Below are 17,138 nucleotides of genomic sequence, written 5' to 3' on the forward strand. Positions count from 1 at the left end.
TTTGCTTTGCCGATTAAAACCAGGCAGCGATATTTCTATTATTTATTGATGGATAAAAAATTAAACAAGATCACGGTTGTTGGCGGAGGGAGCTGGGCTACGGCCAATATTAAAATGCTCATCGACAACACTACCGAAAAAGAAATTTTTTGGTGGATGCGTAATGCTGAAGCTGTGGAACATCTGCAAAAGTTTGCGCGTAACCCGCATTACCTAAGTTCGGTGGCGATCAAACTTCCCGAACAGAATATATCAACGAATCTGAAACCATTAATTGCGGCTTCAGACATCGTGTTGCTCAACGTACCTGCTGCTTTTTTGAAAGATGCACTAAAAGATATTACTGCTGCCGATCTGAAAGGAAAAAAAATAGTATCGGCTATAAAAGGTATCGTACCCGACGAAAACCTGATAATTGCCGAGTTTCTTCATCAAAAATACGATATATCGTTTGACGATTTTATGGTGATCAGCGGGCCATGCCATGCTGAGGAAGTAGCATTGGAAAAATTATCATACCTCACCATCGCTTCGGGCGATACTGAACTGGCGGCACAGTTTGCCGGCATGATCAATACCCGGTATATCAAAACCAATATTTCTGACGATATCTATGGTACAGAATACGGTGCTGTATTAAAAAATGTGTATGCCATTGCCAGCGGTATTTGCCATGGCGTAGGTTATGGAGATAATTTCCAGGCAGTGCTGATATCAAATGCTATTCGTGAACTGGAGCGTTTTGTGGCCGCAGTGCACCCTATCGACAGGGATATCAAGGAGTCGGCCTACCTGGGTGATCTGTTGGTTACCGCTTATTCGCAGTTTAGCCGTAACCGTACTTTTGGTAATATGATAGGTAAAGGGTATACCGTAACATCGGCACAACTGGAAATGAATATGGTTGCCGAGGGGTATTATGCAGTAAATTGCCTACACGAGGTTAACAAGCAATATGGTGTAAGCATCCCCATTTGCGAGGCCGTTTATGCTATTTTATATCAAAAACGCTCACCTGTGATAGAAATGAGAAATTTGGCCGAAAAATTGAGTTGATTCTTACTAAAAGAAACTTAATTACTGTCACTTATGAAAAATCTGTTTAAAATAGCCTTGTTTGCCGCCGGTACATTTATGGTTAGTCCCGGCTTTGCCCAAACACATAAAGATTCAACCCTTGGTGGTAAGATCAGCAAAACCACTAAAAAGATAGGCCATAAAACATCTGAAATTGCAGCCAAAGGCGCAGCTACAGTAGCTGATAAGAAATATGCCGGTAAAGTTGGCCCTAATGGCGAAACTATCTATATCGATAAATATTCGCATTATTTTTATGTAAATAAAAAAGGGCACCGTGTTTACCTGAAAAAATCCGAGCTGATAGATAAACCAGCTCAATAATAAACTCAACAAAGGCGTAAGCCATTCTAACCTGATCCGTCATGAAAAAGTTTGTTCCGATGTTTGCTGCATGTGCAGTCACGTTAATGATTTATTCTTGTTCCAGCGCTCCGGCACCAAACAAAAAGCTGGAAGGTAATTGGAAATCAAAAGATGGTTCGACCAAGCTGTCAATAACCGATAAAGATTTTATTATGGATGACGGGCAACCCAGTAAAGAGGACTATTTTGTGAAAAATGATACCATTTACACCTCATATCAGGGTAGCAGGCCTTATACCAAGTTCAGCATCAAGGAGCTTACGGATACTAAGTTAACGCTTTGCTATCCGGATTCGGATATTGTTGAATTTAGCCGTTAATGTAGGCTGAAAGCTGAATGCTTAAAGCCGAAAGCTCATAAGTTTTATGGATAGGTTGAAGTTTGCTTATGACCAGAAAAAGACCGGACTTATATATAAAACAAAAGCCTTTATTCCCGTATGCAGCGGTTAAAAGGCTTTGTTAACAAAACTAAACTAAAACTAATGCTTCTTACTAAAGGAAGCTCATGAAAACCACCACATGCTTTGCACATGGTGGTTTTTTTATGATGGGGGATTAAAATCTCCTTCTGCGTTCCGGACGGTCTTCACGGGGCTTGCCAGAAAAATCACGGAAGCCACCGCCACTACTATGCTCGCGGCGCTCGTTGCCACGATATCCGCCTTCACGACGGTCACCGCCACGGTATCCACCTTCACGGCGATCTCCGCCACGGTATCCGCCTTCTCTGCGGTCACCACCACGGTATCCGCCTTCACGACGTTCGCTGGTGCCTTCGCCTGAGATCTCGATCCTTACCGGACGACCTTTGTATTCTGCTTCTTTGAAGCTGGTCATCACTTTATCAACATCTTCGTTCTGAACCTCAAAGAAAGAATACACACCTTTAACGTCGATCTTGCCAACGGTACGGCCGCTTATTTTGGTAGTGTTACAAATGTAACCTAACAAATCGCCACGGTTAAACTCGTCAACCGAACCCAGGTTTATAAATAAACGGGTGAAGTTGCCACGTACGCCGTTACCGCGTTCTCCACGATCTTCAAACCTGTTACGGCCTTCTTCAATGTTAGCGTTCAGGTCTGGAGCGTTTTTGTAATAATCAAGGAAACGGTTAAACTCAATTGAAGCAAAGCGTTTAATGAAATCTTCCTTGGTGAAATCTTTAAACTCTTCATAGATGCGTGGCAGGTACTGTTCAATCTGCTCTTCGTTTACAGTAACATTGTGTACTTTGTGAACGATAGAGAACAATTGTTTTTCGCAAACGTCAAAACCTGTTGGGATTTCAGCTTTTACAAACTTTTTACCAATAACACGCTCAATCTGGCGAATTTTACCTAATTCTTTAGCATTTACGATAGAGATTGATACACCTGTTTTACCTGCACGGGCTGTACGGCCACTACGGTGAGTGTAATTTTCAATTTCATCAGGTAATGAATAGTTAATAACGTGTGTTACGTCGTTAACGTCGATACCACGTGCTGCAACGTCAGTAGCAATTAATAATTGCAGGCTGCGCTCACGGTAGCGTTTCATTACTTTATCACGTTGTTGCTGTGAAAGGTCACCGTGCAATGAATCGGCATTGTAGCCGTCTTTGATAAGTGATTCAGCAATTTCCTGAGTTTCAATTTTGGTACGGCAAAATACGATACCGAAAATATCAGGGTTAAAGTCAACAATACGTTTAAATGCGGCATACTTGTCACGTGCACGTACTATATAGTACTCATGCTCGATATTGGCATTACCTGTGTTTTTTGCACCCATGGTAAGCTCGAAGGGATCGGTCATGTATTTTTTCGCGATCCGCCTAACTTCGGCGGGCATGGTGGCCGAGAATAGCCAGGTTTTTTTCTCTTCGGGTGTGGTAGATAAGATACTATCAATGTCTTCCTGAAAGCCCATGTTGAGCATTTCGTCAGCCTCATCCAATACTACATACTTCACAGCCGAAAAGTCGATGGCCTTACGGTTTATGATATCAAGCATACGACCAGGTGTAGCTACTACGATCTGCACGCCGCGTTTGATCTGGCGTAACTGATCCATAATGCTTGCACCACCATAAACTGCAACAACGTGTACGTTGTTCATTTTTTTGGCGTAATTCTTAATGTCGTTCGCGATCTGTAAACAAAGTTCGCGCGTTGGGCATAAAACAAGTGCCTGTGGATGATTTTCTTCGAAATCAAGCAGTTCCAACAATGGTAGGCCAAAGGCAGCAGTTTTTCCGGTCCCGGTTTGGGCTAATCCGACAAAATCGTTGCTGCCTGTTAACAATACCGGGATTGACTGCTCCTGGATTGGTGTAGGATTCTCAAATCCTAACTCAGAGATGGCATTAACAATATCATGACGGATTCCCAGTTCAATAAATGGGTTGTTCATGAATTTAAATAACGAATTTGACAACATCGTCAAATCGGGCGCAAAGATAGCGTTAATGTTTTACAATTCCAATAGGTAAGTTGAGGCGGGTTGAGATTTAGCTGTATTATTGTAAATAAACTACTAATTGACTGAAAAAAAACCAGTTAATTAACGATTTCATAATATGAATTGCTTTTTTAGCCAACTTTTAAGGTTCATTTCTTTAACAAGGAGGCCTTGGTTAACGTAGAAAACCCAAATTTTTCAATTGTTTTTTACATCCGGATCACCAAATGCAACTTAGTCTTTGGCCCTAAGTCATAAGTATAGAAACGAGAAAAGCCAGACTTGTAACTTCCGGCTTAGTACTATTGACTTAACAGTAATCTGGGCTTACCGCAATCTGTCAGCCGATTTTACCAGCTTCTCATCTTTTTTAATGCTTTTTTGCGCAAAAATGATGAATACTATGCTTAATGAAGTCAGGAACAAGCCAATGCCCATAGTGTGTGTATCAAGTGTGATGCTGCCGGCTGCGCCTTTAACGGTTTGCGCCATCCAAAAGCTGTAACCTATAAGCACCAATATAGCGCTGTAGCAAAAAGCTATTTGCTGCTTGCGGTTTTTATACAGAAAAATGATAACCAGCGGCACAAGGGCAACAATAGCGGTTATGGCGGTGAGTGCCACAAATGTTTGAGTATGTTGCTGTACGCCGTTTACATCCTGGTAAATACCGGTAACCATAATGCTTGAAGGTTTATCGTTGATATAAACGTTGTGGGCAAGCGGAAAAAAGAAAAGGGCGAACAGCACAAGGCTGGCAAACAAAAGGTAAATGCTTTGGATGCGTTGAAGCATGATGTTTAATTATTATACGGGCAAATATAATTGTTTTGCTTGTAGAATGTAGCCGATTTGTTGCAGCCTTTAAATACTATGACCAAATTATGAACCCGTCATCATTGGCAGATTATTAACTTTGCTGTCGTGAACACCAATCAGCGTTATTTTATTGAACTGGCTTATAACGGCACCGCCTACCACGGTTGGCAGGTGCAGCAAAATGCGGTAAGCGTACAGGAGCTGCTAAACAAAGCATTAAGCACCATACTGCGCCAGCCTATAGAAACAACCGGCTGTGGCCGTACAGATACTGGAGTACACGCCAAGGAGTTCTTTGCGCATTTTGATGCCCCCCTATCCCCTGAAGGTGGAGTAAGCGTACTGGAAAGCACCCCCTTCAGGGGGCTGGGGGGGCTCAACGCCCTGCTCCCTTATGACATCGCCATAAAAAATGTTATTCCCGTTCATGCCGATGCGCATGCCCGGTTTGATGCTACAGCGCGTTCGTACCAATATCATATCCATTTTAATAAAGATCCTTTTTTACAGGGAGCTTCCTGGCAGTTGCGGGATGTGCCAAATCTTGATCTGATGAACCAGGCGGCGGCTATCATGATGGACTATATTGATTTTAGCTGTTTCAGTAAATCAAATACCCAGGTAAAAACCAATAACTGTAAAATTACCTGTGCCGAATGGGTAAAGACTGATAATGGTATTGCTTTCCATATTACTGCCGACAGGTTTTTGCGTAACATGGTACGTGCTATTGTAGGTACGTTAATGATGATTGGCCGGGAAGAGCTGAAGCCGGAAGGTATCCGTGAAATTATTGAAAGTAAAAACCGCTCAAACGCTGGTACAAGCGTACCTGCTTGCGGACTGTATTTGACGGAGGTTAAATATCCGTATCCCCTAACCCCCTGAAGGGTGGAACTATAGTGGAGAGTGGGTGAGATTGGATGATATATAATTATACTTTAACTTTGAAATAGTGGCTAAAGAGAAAAAAGATACTAAACAGGAAACTTCAACATCAACGAATGGCGAAGCAACCAAACAAGCTGCATCTCCGCCAGCTGGCGGAGGCGGGGGGGGCGTAACCGGAAAGGCTCTCGACTGGAAGCTGCTTGGTAGGGTAATGCATTACGTTAAGCCCTACAACAAAACATTTGTTATAGCTACTTTCCTCACCATTTTCATCGCTGCCAATGCTTTGCTGCAGCCTATCCTGATTCAGCGTACGCTTGATGTTAACATTTTGAATGATGATTATAACGGGCTGGTTTTTATGGTTGAACTCATGATAACCCAGCTTATTATACAAACCATTGCACAGTATTACCAAACCTATTCAACCAACGCGCTTGGTCAATATGTTATCCGTGATTTAAGGATCGATATTTTTAATCACATAACCAGCTTAAGATTGAAATATTTCGACCGCACGCCCATCGGTATGCTAATCACGCGTACGGTATCCGATTTGGAAACTATCGCTGATATTTTTTCGGAGGGATTGATCTCTATTATGGGCGATATGCTGTTGGTAGTTGCCGTGATAGGTTATATGCTTTGGCAGGACTGGAAACTGGCTTTGATTACCCTTATCCCGATGCCCTTCCTATTTGCTTCAACATATGTTTTTAAGGAGGCTATCAAATCATCGTTCCAGGAGGTGCGTACCCAGGTGGCCAGGCTTAATACCTTTTTGGCAGAGCATATTTCGGGTATCAGTGTGATCCAGATCTTCGCCCGTGAAGACCAGGAAATGCGCAAGTTTAAAGCTGTGAACGAAAAGTACCGCGACGCCAATATCCGCTCAAATTGGTATTATTCTATCTTTTTTCCGGTGGTGGAAATTTTGTTTGCCATATGCATGGGCTTACTGGTTTGGTATGGTTGTAAACGGATGCTGTCTGATAGTCAAATGCTAACAATCTCCGCATCAGGTAAAGGAATTACTCCCGGTTTGATCACCAGTTTTATTGTATTGTTGAATATGTTGTTCAGGCCAATAAGGCAGTTGGCCGATAAGTTTAATACCCTGCAAATGGGTATGGTTGGGGCCGACAGGATATTCAAAGTACTGGATACCGACGAGGTTGCCGAAAATAACGGTAAGCTTCACACCGGCAGGCTTCAAGGAGATATCAGCTTTGATAAAGTATGGTTTGCTTATAACGATGAAAACTGGGTATTAAAAAACATCAGCTTCCACATCAAGCCCGGCGAAACACTGGCTTTGGTTGGAGCAACCGGTGCGGGTAAATCATCAACCATTAATATCCTGAACCGTTTTTATGAAATAGGCAAAGGCTGCGTTAAAGTTGATGGACATGATATTCATGATTATGACGTAAACTATCTGCGCTCACAGATAGCCACTGTGATACAGGATGTATTTTTATTTAGTGATACTATCGCTAATAACATCAGCCTGAATAACCCGGTCATCACCCGCGACGAAATTATAGCTGCAGCCAAAGATGTGGGGGCACACGATTTTATTGAGCGTTTACCCGGTGGCTATGATTATAATGTGATGGAGCGCGGCTCAACGCTTTCGGCCGGGCAGTCGCAACTAATTTCATTTATCCGTGCGCTGGTTTATAATCCGGCAATTTTGGTTTTGGATGAAGCAACTTCATCGGTTGATACTGAAACAGAGATCCTGATCCAGAATGCCATCAATAAATTAATGGAAGGCCGTACGGCTATAGTGATAGCGCACAGGTTATCCACCATTCAAAATGCCGACAGGATCATTGTACTTGACCACGGCGAAATCATGGAAATGGGTACCCATCAGGAATTACTTAAAATTGAGAACGGCCATTACCGGAAATTGTACGACCTGCAGTTTAACTCGGCGGGGATTGCGAGGTAAATAAACTATTAAATCATGTCATTGCGAGCGAAGCGTGGCAACCGCACAGAAGTAACGCGGCCCTGTAGAGTATGCGATTGCTTCGTTGTTCCTCCTCGCAATGACATATCAATAAGTTATCTCACTTCTTCGGTACACTCTTAACCGAATGAACCGGCTGCTCTTCTTTTTCATGCTTTTTGGCAATATCGCCTCCATGCGGGTTATCGGCATGATATTGTTTATCTTCTTTACGTACCTTACTTTTATGCCCATCGTCGGCTGGCCTGTGGGTCGGGGTATCAGATGGTGAAGGTTTATCTTTTTCGTTTGCTGGCTTTGTCATAATTTAATAACAACGGCAATGGTGCTTTGTTTAACTTCAGATTTAGATCAGAATTTGATGTTTAATTTGTCTGAACCAGGATTTGATGGGATTTATATGATTTAGCGGATTTTGTCTGAACCGGAATTTTTTGAATTAAGGAATTTGTCGAATGCAAAAACAAATTCTGTAATTTATATAATTCGTTTAATTCGAGTTCAGACAAATAATCAACGCAATCAGCGAAATCAAAAAAATCAACGGTAAGCTGTTAATAAATGTTAAATCTGTTTAGCTAATGAGTTATTAAACATATTTATAAGCAATAAACTTTTACCTTTAGGGTGGGTTTCTTATTTTCGCAGAAATATGATATTAAATTGAGGGGATAGTGGTCTCAAATCTCATGTCTGATATCTAACATCTAACAAAAGTAAATGGAAGAATTTGAAGCAAGCGCATCCTCTAAAAAGACCAAAACCATCTACATTTCAACTGTATTTGGTATTGCCATGGTGCTGTTAATGGTGGGGTTACTGGGTTTAATACTGGTATACGCTAAAAATATTTCGAGCTATGTTAAAGAAAACATCGTGCTTAATATTTTTGTTGATGATGCTGCTCATGAAAGCGATGTACTGCAACTTCAAAAGCAATTGGATGGCAACGTAATGGTGAAACAAACCCAATACGTGAGCAAAGAGCTTGCCGCCCGCAACCTGCAAAAGGATCTTGGCGAAGACTTTGTGAAGTTTTTAGGGTACAATCCGCTGTCGCAATCTGTTGATGTTTACCTTAAGGCCGAGTATGCCAATAACAAGGATATTGAAAAGTTTAAGGCCGAACTGCTTAAAAACCCGTTGATAAAAGAGGTTAAATATCAGCAATCACTTGTTGATCAGATGAACCAGAATGTGACTACCATCAGTTTGATCATTCTTACTTTTGCCGGTATTTTTGTGGTGCTTTCGGTAGCGTTGATTAACAATACTATCAGGCTTGCTATTTATTCGCAGCGTTTCCTGATCAAATCAATGCAGCTGGTTGGGGCAACCAAAGGATTTATCCGCAAACCGTTTTTATTATATGGTATCTGGCATGGTTTACTGGGCGGTTTAATCGCCATTATCCTGTTGATAGGTACTTTATATGTTGCTTACGATAATGTACCCGACCTGGTGTTTTTACAAAACTACACTGAGTTTGGTATTGTATTTTTAGGTGTTGTTGGCCTGGGGATTTTTATATCAGGCTTTAGTACTTTTTTAGCAGTTAACAAGTTTTTACGTTTAAAAATATACGATCTGTACAGATAAGGTTAAAGACGAAAGGATAAAACTGAAAGGCTTGATCTGAGCTTTAAATCACTAATTCACTAAATCAATAATTCAGTCATTAAAAAGATATATGGCACAAAAATTTAAACCAGCTGCTTCTGTAAAAACAACTGCCGCAGCTTCGCCGGCATCTGCGGGTACTGCAAAAGCTACAGCGCCAGCACAACCGGTACAATTTATATTTGATAAAAGCAATTACCGTATGCTGATCATCAGCGTGGCAGTTGTGGCTTTAGGTTTTGTGCTGATGTCAGGCACTACCGATATTTACAGCACCACCAAAATAGTTATTGCCCCAATAGTAGTTTTAGGTGGCTTTGCTTTAGGTTTCTTCGCTATTCTTAAAAAACCTTCGGCTAATTAATAATTAGGCTGATTTTTACAGCAGGTTTGTCTTAATTAAAGCATGCCTGCTGTAAATAACATATACCTCTACCTCAACCCCTTAAAACCCCAATGAATTTAATCCATGTTATTATCCTTGCAATAATTGAAGGGATAACTGAATTTTTGCCTGTTTCGTCGACAGGGCACATGATCATTGCCTCATCGGTAATGGGCATAGCTACCGATCCTTTTGTTAAACTATTTACCATTGCCATACAACTGGGCGCTATTTTATCTGTAGTGATCTTGTATTGGAAAAGGTTTTTACAATCTGTTAATTTTTACCTGAAACTATTTATTGCCTTTATACCTGCTGCCATATTTGGTGTGCTGTTCAGCAAAAAGATAGATGCCCTGCTTGAAAGCGTTTATGTAGTAGGGGTTACCCTTTTTGTGGGAGGTATCATTTTACTGTTTGTTGATAAGTGGTTCAATAAACCTGTAGTTAAAGAAGAGAAGGATATCAGCAATTTAACTGCTTTTAAAATTGGATTTTTTCAATGTTTGGCCATGATTCCTGGCACTTCACGTTCGGCTGCCACGATTGTTGGTGGTATGACCCAAAAGCTGAGCCGTACCGCAGCAGCCGAGTTTTCATTCTTTTTGGCTGTGCCTACGATGTTTGCTGCAACTGCTAAAAAGCTTTATGACTTTCATAAAGAAGGCCACATATTTACTGGTGAAGAAATCAAGTTATTGGCAATAGGCAACGTTATAGCATTTATTGTTGCCATGCTTGCCATAAAAACATTTATAACCTTTTTGGAGCGTAAAGGCTTTAAAATATTCGGTTGGTACCGTATTGTTGTTGGTGCTATAATTATCGGCTTAATGCTGAGCGGTCATCAGTTGCAAAATATTTAACGGGATATTTTCTTTTAGATCGGATATCTGCAAGTGTTTTAAATATTTGCGGATATCCGATTTGTTTTTTACTGCAGTTTTCCTTCCTTCCGCCATCAAGCCGAAAATCGTACCTTTGCGAAAAAATCGGATAAATTGATCCGGTTAAATCAAAGATTTGAAGAATACATACACTAAAATAGAGGAATTTGCTGAAGGGCAGCTTTTACTGGTAAATAAGCCCTATCAATGGACAAGCTTTGATGTGGTTGGCAAACTCCGCAATTCGTTTAAGCCATTAAAATTAAAAGTTGGTCATGCGGGTACGCTTGATCCGCTGGCTACAGGCTTGCTGATTATCTGTACCGGTAAAATGACCAAGCAGATAGATACTTTCCAGGCCGAAGAAAAGGAATACACCGGTACCATGGTATTGGGCGCAACCACGCCTTCGTACGATATGGAAACCGAGCCTGATAAAAGTTTCGACATTAGCCAACTCACCGAAGATGTGCTCCGTAATAACTGCGGACAGTTTATTGGCGATATACAACAGTATCCCCCTGCGCACTCGGCCATCAAAGTTGATGGTGAGCGATTGTACGAAAAGGCCCGCAGAGGTGAAGATGTGGAACTAAAGCTGCGTAATGTAACCATAATGGAATTTGAGTTAACCCGCATTGAACTGCCCGAAGTTGATTTCAGGGTAGTGTGCAGCAAGGGTACTTATATCCGCTCGCTGGTAAATGATTTTGGCGCTGCGTTGAATAATGGGGCATATCTATCGAAATTGAGGCGCACACGCAGCGGAAACTTCAAGATTGAAGATGCCTGGGAGGTGATGGAGCTGGTGAATACCGTCAGGGAGTTAAAAGTATCAGATGTGCAAACTGCACGGTAAAAGAAATTTACAAAGCGCAAACACTCCGGTTGTTAATCCCATCAACTAAAAATTAACTTTGTGTTTTACTCATATCATTAATGAGGGTTTATCATAACATTGACGAATTTACAGCGGTAAACAATGCAGTAGTCACCATCGGTACATTTGATGGGGTACACATAGGGCACCGTAAAATTATATCAGGTATAAAAGAACTGGCCGAAAGTACAGGGGGCGAAACAGTGATCCTTACCTTCTTCCCGCATCCGCGCATGATCCTGCACCCGGAAGATGAAAGCCTTAAACTGATAACCACTATAGCCGAAAAGGCTGAGCTTATGGACAGGCTCGGTGTTGATCATTTGATTATAACACCTTTTTCGAGGGATTTCTCTAACCAATCGGCCGAAAGTTATATCCGCGATGTGCTGGTAAATAAAATCGGCACAAAGAAAATAGTGGTAGGCTATGATCACCGTTTTGGCAAAGACAGGCAGGGAGGCTTTGATGATTTGCAGCGCCTTGGCCCGGTTTATGGTTTTGATGTAGTAGAGATCCCGGAACAGGACATTAATGAGGTGGCTATCAGTTCAACCCGAATTAGGAATGCTTTATTAAATGGCGATATTGATTTGGCGAACACCTTTTTAGGTTATCCATTCTTTATCACCGGAAAGGTTGTGCGCGGAGACCAGATTGGTCGTCAAATTGGTTATCCTACGGCCAATATTGTTGTGGAGGAAAAATATAAGCTAATTCCCGGCGACGGCATTTTTGCAGTAACGGTTATCATTGCAGATCAGAGATATAAGGGAATGGCTTACATCGGCAGCCGTCCAACGGTTAATGGCCTTACCCGTAACATTGAAGTAAATATCTTTGATTTTAACGAGGAGATTTACAATCAGACTATCCGCATGGAATTTCACCACTACATTCGCGGCGACGTTAAGTTTTCATCGCTTGATGAGTTGAAAGTGCAGCTGGCGCAGGATAAGGTGGATGTGCTGAAAGTCATGAATTGAACCATGATTTGCTTGATTTGAGGATTACCTTGAGTATAGTATCGATCGTATCAGGCAATCCTCAAATCAGGCAAATCATGGTTTTAGTGTTTAAAGAACGACAAATAAATTTGCTTTACAACATGATATGTTGCGAAGGCAAAAAATAGTATAGCTATGCTGGTATTAATAAGCTTGTTGCTTAACGCGAATCTTTCCTGGATGTATTTGGCAAATTTGGCATAAATAAACAAGCATAAAAAAGCGCCCGCTGCTGAGCCTAAGCTAAAAATAACCAATGCTACGCGACCGTCGAGGATCCATTCGTGCGTGATGAGGTAGGTGCCGGTAACCATCCAGAAGGGTACCTGCATAGGGTTTAAGAATCCTAATAAAATACCATATTTAATGCTGGCATGCTCAGAGTAATTAGCTTTTGGTGGGGCGTTGCGATGAATCCAGGTGATATAACCCATTACGCCAAACAAAACGACCATGATCCAGTCGATGATGGTACCGAGTTTCAACTGTCCCGAAAGCCAGCGGGCGGCATGCATAATAAAATAAGTAAAGAAAAATTCAACTGCCGAAAATGCGGTTATAAAACGTACGGCTTCTTTAATGCCACGGTTTATAGTGATCTGTACTAAAGTTAGGTTTATGTTGCCGGGTGGTATATAGCCTATGAAATTAGCTATAAGCCCGATGAAAAAAGTCAAAAATATCATCGCAGCAAAGATAGGTTGTTAATTGAAGTTGGCAAATGGGCAGATGTGCAAATTTCAGATGTGCAAGTGTGCAGATGATTTCAATCGAGGTATAATGATTTTCATCTCAATTCAACAATCCGCACATCTGGAATCTGCACATTTGAAATCTGTACATCTTAGCATAATTTGCACATCTGCACATCTGAAATTTGCACATCTATAATTCTTACATTTGCAAACTTTAACTTGTTAACATGCCAACTGAAAAAATAGTTTCATTACTGCCGGCCGCTACCGAAATAATTTGTGCTTTAGGATTAGAGAAAAACCTGGTAGGCCGCTCGCACGAGTGCGATTTTCCGGAGTCGGTAAAACAATTGCCGGTATGCACCGAGGCTAATTTTCCTGATGGCATGAGCAGTGCTGATATCGACGTAAAGGTAAAAGAGATTCTTGCCGATGCTCTTTCGGTTTATACTGTAAAACGAGAGCAAATTAAAGCCCTTTCACCAGATGTAGTGGTAACGCAGGCCCAGTGCGAGGTTTGTGCCGTATCATTAAAAGATGTTGAAGAAGCACTGGAAAACTATCTTGACAAACAGGCACAAATTATATCATTACAACCCAATAGTCTTGATGATATTTTTAATGATATCGCCAATGTTGCCAACGCACTAAATATACCGCAAACAGGAGCCGAATTAATTGAAAACCTGCAGGAACGTGTTGACATCATTAAACACAAGCTGAAATTCATAGATAACAAGCCTACCGTGGCTTGCATTGAATGGCTTGAACCTTTGATGATATCAGGCAATTGGGTTCCAGGGCTGGTAAACATTGCCGGCGGAACACCAGTATTAGCGCAGGATGGAAAGCATTCGCCATACGTAATCTGGGATGATATTCTTCAACAAGACCCTGAAATTATTGTGGTAATGCCTTGCGGCTTCAGCATTGAGCGTACTATGCGCGAGATCAACTTATTGTTGGATCGCCCAGGCTTTGCATCGCTCAAAGCTGTGAAAAACGACAGGTTTTATATCGCCGACGGCAACCAATACTTTAACCGTCCCGGTCCCCGTATTGTTGATTCCATCGAGATCCTGGCCGAAATCATTCGCCCTAAACAATTCATTTTTGGGTATGAAGGAGAAGGCTGGATCAAGTTCTCGGTGTAATAACAAATACTGCCGCAGGTTTAGCGATAGCGTAACCTGTGGTGCACTATCGGTTAAGCTTCCAGCTTAACTGAATAGCCTGGTTAATGGGTTGAAGCTGGAAGCTTCAACAATGCCAGTCACGGGTTACGCTTTCGCTAAACTCGCGACAGATAAGCAATTATAACATCTCTACTGCTAAAATTACTTATTAAAATAATTTAAAAAGTAATATATTTACTTTCTGCTATCTCACAGACACAGGATCAATTATGAACAAAATTTTTATGATGATGGTTATCGCCGCGGTTTTTGTTTGCAGCGGTTTTAAATCTAACGACAATCAGAAGCCGAACATTGCCGAGTTGCACCTCAACTGGCAGGTGATGGACAATAACTATCAGAATAAGAATCAAGCACTCACCGCACTGGTAATTACCAATAAAAGCCATGAAACTTTACCGGCAGGGGGATGGAAGATTTATTTTAACTCTGGTCGTGGTTTTACAAAGGCGGCAGTAAGCAATAACGCTTTAATTGAACAGGTGAACGGCGATATGTACAGCATAACGCCAACTTCAGGTTTTAAGGACCTGAAACCCGGGGGAAGTGCCCGTATTGAATTTGTTTGCGATGATCCTGTTGTAAACATTACCGATGCGCCTGAAGGCCCTTACCTGGTTTGGGATAATGCTCCCGAAAAAGGCTATTCTTTCGGCTCATATGATATTACGCCATATAAACCAACTTACCAGGGGTTGATAACTCCTGAAATTGTTTACGACAGAAATAAAACTGTTGCTGATATCCCGGCCGATCAATTGATGAAAGTTTTTCCTACACCGGTAAGTTATACTGCGGGTAATGGGAGCTTCTCGTTTTCGCGTAAAACAGATATTGTGGCTAACGATCTGCGCTTTAGCAAAGAGGCTTTGATTTTAAGTAATTATATCACTGCCATCTTCGGCAAAAAGGAAGCGGGCAAGGCTTCGGCTAATATGATCTCATTTGAATATAAAGCCGGTTTGGGCGATGAAGCATACGAATTAAGTGTAAAGCCGGGCGCTGTTGTTATCCGCGCATCAACCAGTACGGGGATATATTATGGCATCCAGTCATTCAAAAGCATGATCCCGGCTGCTGCCCTGGCTAAAACGCCATCGTCGGTACAAATACCCTGTATTGAGGTTACTGATGCGCCACGTTTTCCTTATCGGGCGGTAATGCTTGATGTTGCCCGCAACTTTCAGTCAAAACAGCAGGTATTAAAACTGCTTGAGGCCATGAGCCTGTATAAGTTGAATACCCTGCACCTGCACTTAACAGATGACGAGGGATGGAGAATAGAGATTCCGTCGTTACCCGAGCTTACTGCTGTTGCTTCCAAACGTGGCCATACATTGGATAGCAAACATCATCTGCCGCCATCACATGGTTCTGGTCCGGATGTTAACAATCCTTTCGGTACAGGCTATTTTACCAAAGCTGAATATATCGAAATCCTGAAATACGCTAATGATCGCCATATCACCGTTGTTCCTGAAATTGAAACGCCAGGACATGCCCGCGGAGCTATTAAAGCGATGAACGCCCGCTACGACCGGCTGATGGCTGAAGGTAAAAAGGCCGAAGCCGAAAAATATCTGCTGTATGATCCCAATGATAAATCTGAATATCGCTCTGTACAATACTGGAATGATAATGTGATCGATGTATCGCTGCCGTCAACCTATAACTTTGTGGAGACTGTTGTAAACGATTTGATCAGTACTTACAAAGAAGCGGGCGCACCACTGCCAACAATTCATTTCGGCGGAGATGAAGTGCCAGCTAACGTATGGGAAAAATCACCGGCTTATGCGGCGCTTAAGGCCACTCATCCCGAAATACAAAGCACTAATGATCTGTGGTATTATTTTTACGGTCGTATTAATGATATTCTTAAAGCTAAAGGTATCCGTCTTTCTGGCTGGGAAGAAATGGCGCTTCGTAAAACTACGTTGGATGGTCAGCCGGCTTATGTTCCTAACCCTGATTTTACAAAGGAACACTTACAGGTTGATGTTTGGAACAACGTTTTAGGTGCGGGACAGGAAGATTTAGCTTATCGCTTAGCCAATGGAGGTTATAAGGTTGTATTAACCTGTGTTACCAATCTGTATTTTGATATGGCTAATTACAAATCATTTGATGAGCCGGGGTATTACTGGGGGGCGTTTTTGGGTATAGATAAATTCTTCTCGTTTATCCCGTACGACTATTTTAAAAATGCTGATGTTGATAAACAAGGCAATCCGATAAACAGGAATATTTTTATTGGTAAGCAACGCCTTACCGATTATGGCAAAAGCAACATAGTAGGCTTGCAGGGGGCCTTATGGGCGGAAACGGTTAAAGGGCCCGAAAGAATGGATTACATGATTTTTCCAAGACTGCTTGGCCTGGCCGAACGTGCCTGGGCTGCGGACCCTGCATGGGCTACCGAAAAAGACCCTGCAAAAAGTAAGGAAGAATACCAGGCTGCCTGGTCAAATTTCCTGAATGTGTTAGGTAAACGTGAATTGCCCCGCCTGTCTTATTACAATGGTGGTTATGATTACCGTGTACCCAAGCCGGGGATCAGCCTGCAGGATGGTAAATACCTGAGCAATGTAGAATTTCCTGGTTTAACTATCCGGTATACAACCAATGGTAAAGACCCTGATGCCGGCAGTAAGGTTTATACTGGCCCGGTTAACTATAATGGTGGCGTTATCAAATTCCGCGCTTTTGATCCTAAAGGCAGGGGAAGTAACGTGGCTGAGGGTGGAAGTAATAATCTGAATCCGTAAATCCAGTTTGCAGTTTTAAGTTTGCAGTTTGCAAGCCTGAAAGAGCCCTGTGTTTTGCCACGCAAGATACAGGGCTCTTTTAAGTTAATTGCAGGTTCATGCGTCCACGCTTCCGTAA

The 17,138-nt window shown here is 42.0% G+C and carries 16 protein-coding genes; 12 read left to right on the forward strand and 4 right to left on the reverse strand.

Annotated elements, in window-relative coordinates:
* Positions 1-48: 48 nt before the first annotated feature.
* Genes BMX50_RS23700 through BMX50_RS23710 form a run of 3 tightly spaced genes read left to right on the forward strand, consistent with a single transcriptional unit; the run spans position 49 to position 1,763 of the window.
* Positions 49-1,056, forward strand: coding sequence for an NAD(P)H-dependent glycerol-3-phosphate dehydrogenase (locus tag BMX50_RS23700; protein WP_091215273.1), 1,008 nt, complete (start codon positions 49-51; stop codon positions 1,054-1,056).
* 33 nt (positions 1,057-1,089) lie between these two features.
* Positions 1,090-1,401: a hypothetical protein gene (locus tag BMX50_RS23705; RefSeq protein WP_091215277.1), complete on the forward strand. Its 312-nt coding sequence runs from the start codon at positions 1,090-1,092 to the stop codon at positions 1,399-1,401.
* Positions 1,402-1,442: 41 nt separating this feature from the next.
* Complete coding sequence (locus BMX50_RS23710) at positions 1,443-1,763, forward strand: hypothetical protein (RefSeq protein ID WP_143065247.1); 321 nt, start codon at positions 1,443-1,445, stop codon at positions 1,761-1,763.
* A gap of 238 nt (positions 1,764-2,001) precedes the next feature.
* Here BMX50_RS23710 and BMX50_RS23715 read toward each other — a convergent pair whose 3' ends face one another.
* Both BMX50_RS23715 and BMX50_RS23720 read right to left on the reverse strand, forming a co-directional pair.
* On the reverse strand, positions 2,002-3,843 hold the full coding sequence (locus tag BMX50_RS23715) for a DEAD/DEAH box helicase (RefSeq protein WP_091216112.1): 1,842 nt from the start codon (positions 3,841-3,843) through the stop codon (positions 2,002-2,004).
* A gap of 375 nt (positions 3,844-4,218) precedes the next feature.
* Positions 4,219-4,686: a DUF4293 domain-containing protein gene (locus tag BMX50_RS23720; protein WP_091215287.1), complete on the reverse strand. Its 468-nt coding sequence runs from the start codon at positions 4,684-4,686 to the stop codon at positions 4,219-4,221.
* A 129-nt stretch (positions 4,687-4,815) separates the two neighbouring features.
* On the opposite strand from BMX50_RS23720, the gene truA reads away from it, so the two are divergent.
* Both truA and BMX50_RS23730 read left to right on the forward strand, forming a co-directional pair.
* A complete protein-coding gene (gene truA, locus BMX50_RS23725; protein WP_091215291.1) occupies positions 4,816-5,598 on the forward strand; it encodes a tRNA pseudouridine(38-40) synthase TruA in 783 nt (260 codons plus the stop codon).
* Between the two features lie 214 nt (positions 5,599-5,812).
* Positions 5,813-7,561, forward strand: a complete 1,749-nt coding sequence (locus BMX50_RS23730) for an ABC transporter ATP-binding protein (RefSeq protein WP_091216116.1) — start codon at positions 5,813-5,815, stop codon at positions 7,559-7,561.
* A gap of 121 nt (positions 7,562-7,682) precedes the next feature.
* On the opposite strand, the gene BMX50_RS23735 is transcribed toward BMX50_RS23730, so the two are convergent.
* Entirely contained in the window at positions 7,683-7,886 is a 204-nt protein-coding gene (locus BMX50_RS23735; protein WP_091215294.1) for a hypothetical protein, read from the reverse strand.
* A gap of 416 nt (positions 7,887-8,302) precedes the next feature.
* Here BMX50_RS23735 and BMX50_RS23740 point away from each other — a divergent pair, with 416 nt between their 5' ends.
* From BMX50_RS23740 to BMX50_RS23760, 5 genes are all read left to right on the forward strand, one after another.
* Complete coding sequence (locus tag BMX50_RS23740) at positions 8,303-9,181, forward strand: cell division protein FtsX (RefSeq protein ID WP_091215297.1); 879 nt, start codon at positions 8,303-8,305, stop codon at positions 9,179-9,181.
* A gap of 91 nt (positions 9,182-9,272) precedes the next feature.
* Positions 9,273-9,566 carry a DUF3098 domain-containing protein gene (locus BMX50_RS35130; RefSeq protein ID WP_091215301.1) on the forward strand — a complete coding sequence of 98 codons (294 nt, stop codon included), beginning with the start codon at positions 9,273-9,275 and terminating at the stop codon, positions 9,564-9,566.
* A 92-nt stretch (positions 9,567-9,658) separates the two neighbouring features.
* On the forward strand, positions 9,659-10,453 hold the full coding sequence (locus BMX50_RS23750) for an undecaprenyl-diphosphate phosphatase (protein ID WP_091215306.1): 795 nt from the start codon (positions 9,659-9,661) through the stop codon (positions 10,451-10,453).
* 148 nt (positions 10,454-10,601) lie between these two features.
* Positions 10,602-11,333, forward strand: a complete 732-nt coding sequence (truB, locus tag BMX50_RS23755; protein ID WP_167668106.1) for a tRNA pseudouridine(55) synthase TruB — start codon at positions 10,602-10,604, stop codon at positions 11,331-11,333.
* A gap of 80 nt (positions 11,334-11,413) precedes the next feature.
* Positions 11,414-12,340: a bifunctional riboflavin kinase/FAD synthetase gene (locus BMX50_RS23760; RefSeq protein ID WP_091215313.1), complete on the forward strand. Its 927-nt coding sequence runs from the start codon at positions 11,414-11,416 to the stop codon at positions 12,338-12,340.
* Positions 12,341-12,423: 83 nt separating this feature from the next.
* Here BMX50_RS23760 and BMX50_RS23765 read toward each other — a convergent pair whose 3' ends face one another.
* Entirely contained in the window at positions 12,424-13,047 is a 624-nt protein-coding gene (locus BMX50_RS23765) for a LysE family transporter (protein WP_091215317.1), read from the reverse strand.
* 236 nt (positions 13,048-13,283) lie between these two features.
* Here BMX50_RS23765 and BMX50_RS23770 point away from each other — a divergent pair, with 236 nt between their 5' ends.
* Positions 13,284-14,210, forward strand: coding sequence for a cobalamin-binding protein (locus tag BMX50_RS23770; RefSeq protein ID WP_091215321.1), 927 nt, complete (start codon positions 13,284-13,286; stop codon positions 14,208-14,210).
* A gap of 251 nt (positions 14,211-14,461) precedes the next feature.
* The gene (locus BMX50_RS23775) at positions 14,462-17,020 is read left to right on the forward strand and encodes a family 20 glycosylhydrolase (RefSeq protein WP_091215325.1); all 2,559 of its coding nucleotides are present in this window, start codon (positions 14,462-14,464) and stop codon (positions 17,018-17,020) included.
* Positions 17,021-17,138 lie beyond the last annotated feature (118 nt).

Origin of the sequence: Mucilaginibacter gossypiicola (assembly GCF_900110105.1) — a bacterium.
GTDB lineage: Bacteria > Bacteroidota > Bacteroidia > Sphingobacteriales > Sphingobacteriaceae > Mucilaginibacter > Mucilaginibacter gossypiicola.

What these genes read in the sequence shown, in the direction of transcription:
- BMX50_RS23700 (WP_091215273.1), top strand. Translation starts at nt 49, where the DNA reads ATGGATAAAAAATTAAACAAGATCACGGTTGTTGGCGGAGGGAGCTGG.
- BMX50_RS23705 (WP_091215277.1), top strand. Translation starts at nt 1,090, where the DNA reads ATGAAAAATCTGTTTAAAATAGCCTTGTTTGCCGCCGGTACATTTATG.
- BMX50_RS23710 (WP_143065247.1), top strand. Translation starts at nt 1,443, where the DNA reads ATGAAAAAGTTTGTTCCGATGTTTGCTGCATGTGCAGTCACGTTAATG.
- BMX50_RS23715 (WP_091216112.1), bottom strand. Translation starts at nt 3,843, where the DNA reads ATGAACAACCCATTTATTGAACTGGGAATCCGTCATGATATTGTTAAT.
- BMX50_RS23720 (WP_091215287.1), bottom strand. Translation starts at nt 4,686, where the DNA reads ATGCTTCAACGCATCCAAAGCATTTACCTTTTGTTTGCCAGCCTTGTG.
- BMX50_RS23730 (WP_091216116.1), top strand. Translation starts at nt 5,813, where the DNA reads ATGCATTACGTTAAGCCCTACAACAAAACATTTGTTATAGCTACTTTC.
- BMX50_RS23735 (WP_091215294.1), bottom strand. Translation starts at nt 7,886, where the DNA reads ATGACAAAGCCAGCAAACGAAAAAGATAAACCTTCACCATCTGATACC.
- BMX50_RS23740 (WP_091215297.1), top strand. Translation starts at nt 8,303, where the DNA reads ATGGAAGAATTTGAAGCAAGCGCATCCTCTAAAAAGACCAAAACCATC.
- BMX50_RS35130 (WP_091215301.1), top strand. Translation starts at nt 9,273, where the DNA reads ATGGCACAAAAATTTAAACCAGCTGCTTCTGTAAAAACAACTGCCGCA.
- BMX50_RS23750 (WP_091215306.1), top strand. Translation starts at nt 9,659, where the DNA reads ATGAATTTAATCCATGTTATTATCCTTGCAATAATTGAAGGGATAACT.
- BMX50_RS23760 (WP_091215313.1), top strand. Translation starts at nt 11,414, where the DNA reads ATGAGGGTTTATCATAACATTGACGAATTTACAGCGGTAAACAATGCA.
- BMX50_RS23765 (WP_091215317.1), bottom strand. Translation starts at nt 13,047, where the DNA reads ATGATATTTTTGACTTTTTTCATCGGGCTTATAGCTAATTTCATAGGC.
- BMX50_RS23770 (WP_091215321.1), top strand. Translation starts at nt 13,284, where the DNA reads ATGCCAACTGAAAAAATAGTTTCATTACTGCCGGCCGCTACCGAAATA.
- BMX50_RS23775 (WP_091215325.1), top strand. Translation starts at nt 14,462, where the DNA reads ATGAACAAAATTTTTATGATGATGGTTATCGCCGCGGTTTTTGTTTGC.